This is a genomic window from Nonlabens ulvanivorans, from assembly GCF_000732625.1.
Classification (GTDB): Bacteria; Bacteroidota; Bacteroidia; order Flavobacteriales; family Flavobacteriaceae; genus Nonlabens; species Nonlabens ulvanivorans.
In genome coordinates, this window is sequence record NZ_JPJI01000027.1 from 1 (window position 1) to 5,963 (window position 5,963).

At 34.6% G+C, this 5,963-nt stretch carries 2 protein-coding genes and 1 pseudogene; 2 read left to right on the forward strand and 1 reads right to left on the reverse strand.

Annotated features, from left to right (window positions below):
* Nucleotides 1-91: 91 nt before the first annotated feature.
* Nucleotides 92-2,080 carry an OmpA family protein gene (locus IL45_RS07190; protein ID WP_316930405.1) on the forward strand — a complete coding sequence of 663 codons (1,989 nt, stop codon included), beginning with the start codon at nt 92-94 and terminating at the stop codon, nt 2,078-2,080.
* A 76-nt stretch (nt 2,081-2,156) separates the two neighbouring features.
* Here the strand turns inward: IL45_RS07190 and IL45_RS07195 are convergent, their stop codons facing one another.
* Nucleotides 2,157-3,767, reverse strand: coding sequence for a peptide chain release factor 3 (locus IL45_RS07195; RefSeq protein ID WP_036582181.1), 1,611 nt, complete (start codon nt 3,765-3,767; stop codon nt 2,157-2,159).
* A gap of 552 nt (nt 3,768-4,319) precedes the next feature.
* Here IL45_RS07195 and IL45_RS07200 point away from each other — a divergent pair.
* Nucleotides 4,320-5,963, forward strand: a pseudogene (locus IL45_RS07200) (hypothetical protein); the annotation flags it as partial.

Consider the following 5,963-nt stretch of genomic DNA (forward strand, 5'->3'; position numbering starts at 1 on the left):
ATGGAAGTTATGAGCTATTTGTAAGGTTTGAACTTTTCAATAGTTACGATAGAATAATAACGCCTCGATTCTTTTAAACACAACCATAATGATGAAAAAAATACTAATTACTCTTATTTGCCTTGTTTCTTTTATAAGTTACGGACAAGTAAAAGATGTAAAAAAGGCAAATAAAGAATTTGAAAAGTTTGCTTTTATTGATGCACAGCAGATTTATTTAAAAGTTGTTGAAAAAGGGTATAAAAATGTTGAAATACTTTCGAAATTAGGAGATACTTATTACTTCAACGATGAATTAACCGAATCATACAAATGGTACAAAGAGTTATTTGATTTAGATTCTGAATCACTTGCTCCAGAATATTATTTTAGATATGCTCAATCTTTGAAAGCTGTAAAGCGATATGCTGAAGCTGATGAGTTAATGGCTAAGTTTAATTCATTTAAAGGCTTCGATTCACGATCTAAGTCTTATAGTGATCAACCAGATTATTTACAAATTATAGATTTCCAGTCGGGTCGTTTTGAAATTGAAAATACGGCAGTAATCAACTCTACAACTGCAGATTTTGGTCCGTCATTTTATGGTGGCGCAGATCAAATAGTTTATGCTACGGCTAGAGATACAAACTCTTTTGTAAAGAGAACGCACAGTTGGAATGATCAGGCTTTTTTACAATTATATGTAGCAGATGCTGACGAAGCAGGTAAACTGTCTAACGAAGAGAGATTTTCGAAGGTTCTGAATACCCGATATCATGAGAGTACACCAACATTTACAAGTGATGGTAAGACGATATATTTTACTAGAAATAATTATAATGCTGGAGTTTATAGACAAGATATTGATGGTATCAATAAATTGAAGATTTATAAGTCTACCAAAGAAGGTAAGTCTTGGTCAGATCCAGTTGAGCTACCATTTAATAATGATGAATATTCAGTAGCACACCCAGCGTTATCACCAGACGGTAAATTTCTTTATTTCACAAGTGATATGCCTGGTAGTATGGGTTATGAGGCAAATGATGAATTCACTAAATCCGACCTTTGGGTTGCACCTATTAATGAGGATGGTAGTTTTGGAGAGATTAGAAACCTTTCAGAAATTAATACGGAAGGTAGAGAATCGTTCCCATTTGTGTCTAAAAAAGGTATTTTATACTTCGCATCTACTGGTCATCAAGGACTAGGTGGTCTAGACATATTTGCGAGTTCCATAAATCCTGATGGAACTTTAAGTTTACCTATCAATATTGGTAAACCTGCTAACACAGAAGATGATGACTTTGCATTTATCATAAATGATGACACAAATATGGGGTATTTTTCTTCTAACAGACCAGGTGGTCAAGGAGACGATGATATCTATAGATTTGTTCAATTAGAAGATCTTAAAGATGCCTGTGAAATCATACTAACTGGTACCGTTACAGATGAGAAAACAGGCTTGCCTATGGATAAGGCAACTGTAATGGTAATGGATGCAAACAATAATAAAGTTGATCAATTAGTTACTAAAGCAAACGGTAAATACGTATTCAAATTAGAATGTGGTAAACAATACTTTGTGAGAACTGAAAAAGAGGATTACTCTTCAGATGAGGACCTTTTTACAACACCTACACAAAGTGATTTCTTAGATGTGCCATTGGCTATGGTGAATGAAAAAATTCAGATTGTAGATTGTGATGATATCGCACCATTATTAAATATTAAAGATATTTACTTTGACTTTGATAGGTTCAATATCAGACCAGATGCAGCATTAGAGCTATCTAAGATATTAGCGTTTATGGAGTTATATCCACAAACATCTGTAGAGATTAGATCACATACAGATAGTAGAGCTCCTGATGCTTATAATGATGTTTTATCAGAAAAAAGAGCACAAAGCACAAGAAAATGGTTGATAGAAAAAGGTATCAACGCTTCTAGACTTACAGCTAAAGGTTATGGTGAACGACAGTTAGTTAACAACTGTTCTAATGGAGTAGATTGTACGCCAGAAGAACACCAGTTAAATAGACGTTCAGAATTTATTGTGACAGGTCTAGGTCAATACAGTGATTGTAATTAGAATCTTTTAAATATTACTAAACAAAAAAAGCCTACGATTGTAGGCTTTTTTGTTTATAAAGTTGAAATGCAGTTAGCTATGCTTCCATAGGTTCAAACTCAGATACAAAATGAAACTTAATACTAGGATATTTTTGTTGTGTCATTTGTAACGAGAAAGAAGAATCTGCAAGAAAAACTAGTTGATCTCTCTTATCATGAGCAAGAAACTTAGCCTTTACTCTTTTAAAATCTTTAAATTCAGCGCTGTTAACGTCCTTTGTTTCTATCCAGCAGGCCTTGTATACATTTAAATTTTCATAGCTACAGGATGCGCCATATTCGTGTTCTAGACGGTATTGTATAACCTCAAACTGCAGTGCACCTACAGTTCCTATTATTTTTCGGCCATTAAGTTCTAGAGTAAAAAGTTGTGCAACACCTTCATCCATTAATTGATCGATACCTTTTGCAAGCTGTTTAGACTTCATAGGATCAGAATTGTTAATGTATCTAAAGTGTTCTGGAGAAAAGGCTGGTATTCCTTTATAATGTAATGTTTCACCAGAGGTCAGTGTATCGCCTATCTTAAAGTTACCAGTATCATGTAGGCCTACGATGTCACCAGGGAAAGACTCATCTACAATTTCTTTTTTCTCCGCAAAAAACGCATTAGGGCTAGAAAATTTAAGATTCTTATTAAGTCTAATGTGTTTATAAGCTTTATTTCTCTCAAACACACCACTTACTATCTTGATAAAAGCTAGACGATCCCTATGTTTAGGGTCCATATTAGCATGAATTTTAAAAACAAAACCGCTGAAGTCTGACTCATTAGGCTGTACTAATCGTTCTTCGGCCTTTTTAGGCCTTGGAGCAGGTGCGATCTCTATAAAGCCATCGAGTAATTCTTTAACACCAAAATTGTGTAGAGCACTACCAAAAAAGACGGGTTGTAGATCTCCAGCTAGATATTCTTCTCTATTGAAATTAGGATAAATACCAGTAACCAGTTCTAGCTCATCTCTTAAAATTCCAGCGGCTTTATCACCTACCAGTTGATCCAGTAACTTGTCGTCTAAGTTCTCAATAGCAGTAGTGCTGTGAATATCTTTAGAAGATGCACCGGTGAATAGATTAATGTTCTGTTTATGAATGTTATAGATCCCTTTTAAGTCATAACCCATTCCTATGGGAAAACTTAAAGGAGTAACTCTCAATCCTAGTTTTTGCTCAATCTCATCCATAAGGTCAAAAGCGTCCTTACCTTCACGATCCATTTTATTAATAAAAACAATCATCGGTATGTTGCGCATTCTACATACCTCTACCAGTTTTACAGTTTGTTCCTCAACACCTTTAGCGACATCGATCACTACTATAACACTATCCACAGCAGTTAGCGTTCTAAAAGTGTCTTCAGCAAAATCTTTGTGACCAGGCGTGTCTAGTATATTGATTTTAATATTTTTATATTCAAATGCAAGTACAGACGTCGCAACAGATATACCTCTCTGTCTCTCGATTTCCATAAAATCACTTGTAGCGCCTTTTTTGATTTTGTTGTTTTTAACGGCACCAGCTTCCTGTATAGCACCACCATATAACAACAGTTTCTCTGTTAAGGTCGTTTTACCAGCATCTGGGTGAGATATAATTCCAAAGGTCCTGCGTCTAGCGACCTCTTTATCAAATTGTTTCTTATTCATAAGACCGCAAAAATAGAGAATACTTCAACTTTAAAATAATTTTTTATTATGCTTTCGCGAAAGCGTATTTTAATTGAAAAATTTACCTTAACCTGAAATGTAGTGCTTCTGAAAAAATTAATAGTTTAAGTTCAGATTATTCATATTGGCGAGGAGTCTTAATATTTTGTTTTCATACAACTCATAAAATCATTCTTTAGTTAAACGATTATGATGAGTATTTTAGTTAAAAAGTGCTAAACCATTCTTTCTTTATACCATTCATCGTAACTTATCTGTTTTTTAACCTGTATTTAAAGGTTTTTTAACGAATGTTTTTCCTACACATGTAATCTTAAAATATCTTTGCATATATTTAATTAAATATAAAACTACAATTTAAAAATTGTGTGTTTTATTTTGTTAAGTAGAACTTTGAGACATGCTCAAGGTATAACGCTTTTTTAAAAAGTGTTTCTAATTAATTAAATCATAAACTGACATTTTGCTTGTTTTCAGATTGTTCTACAACTAACAAGAAAAATTAAGTGTTATTAAAAGTAAATATATTTTATGGGAAAAATTACAACTCCTTCCGTATTAAAATGGAACAATAAATCATTTTTTTTGATTGAATTTTCTTTTAAGCAAAATTTTATAGCTACCATTTTACTGTTTTTGATAGCTTTTTCTAGTTATGGGCAATGTCCTCCTGGGCAAGATGGTTTGACCGGTGACTGTGATAGTGATCTGGTTTTAAATCAAGATGATCTAGATGATGATAATGATGGAATTCTGGATACCAATGAAGGTTGTAATCAACCAGGTGTCTTAACCGTTTTTAATCAAATATCAGCAATTCCTGCTTCTGCTTTTATTCCTAGTGGAGGTACTGTGCCTAATGGATCTTCAGGCCTTAGAATATCTGACTCATCAGGTAATTATGCTGTTGATATCTACATAGGTCCTCAAACCATTGAAGCAGCAGGTCAGAATAATGCGGCAACTTTTAATTTAACTACAGGTGCTATTGCAAATGGAGGTACTGGATTAAATGATAATGAATTTGTAGAGTTAATCTGGACAACGACAAATTCTCCAACGCCTTTTCAAATTCCTAGTTTAAGCATCAATGATGTTAATAGTTTAACTGCACCGCTCAATCCTACTGATGTTAGGGATGCATATGCATGGAGTGCGTTAGGAAGTTGGTCTATTAATACCAATGCTGCAGATGCTGGTAATCCTGGAGGAGCTGTTGTGTCTGTAGATCTTGCACAAGTTGATGATGTTGGGGTATTCATTGTTTCTGATAAAGATGGTAATAATGTAATTTCTAATATTGGGAGATTTAATACTTTAACAGGTGTTGATTCGAATTCTTCAGATGTTCTGTTAAACATGACTGGAAATGCAAATGGTCATAACGCAAGTTTTACTTTTAATAATCCGCAGACAACAGTATCACAATATATATTTGATAGTCGTAACTTAGGAAGTGGTGTAGTGATGGCATGGAATTTTTTACCTCAATCGACAATTGCCGTGGCTCCTTTAGATAGAGATACAGATAATGATGGGATTTCTGATTGTTATGATTTAGATAGCGATAACGATGGTTGTAATGATGTATTGGAATCTGGAGGAACAGATAATGATGATGATGGAATTTTAGGAACAATACCTACTACTGTTAATAGTGACGGACTTGTTACAGGAGGTTCTCCTGCAACGGGAGGTTATGATGGTGTAAGCGGAAATGAAATACTAGCAACACAAGTTAATGTTGCGGCAATGCAGCCTGTAGACCAAACGGCTACGACAGGTGAGTCTGTTACGTTCACTGTTACGGCAACCGCAGATAATTCTACAGGATTCACAGCAGGAATGCCAGATTATGGTGCACCAGGCAACGCAGGTGCAGGATTAAACTACCAGTGGTACATAGGTGACCCAGAAACCTCTGGCGTAGCTATTTCTGCAGCAGATACTAACTATAGTGGTGAAACCACTAATATGTTAACCGTAAATGATGTAACTGGTTTAGATGGTACAGAATATTTTGTCATCGTAACACACGATGATAATGTATGTATTTCAGAAACACGCTCTGCAACATTAACAGTAAATCCAGACCCATGTACAGACGGTGCAACAGCAGGTATGGTTACAGCAAACGACCCAGATGCAGATGGTATAAATAATGTATGTGATCTA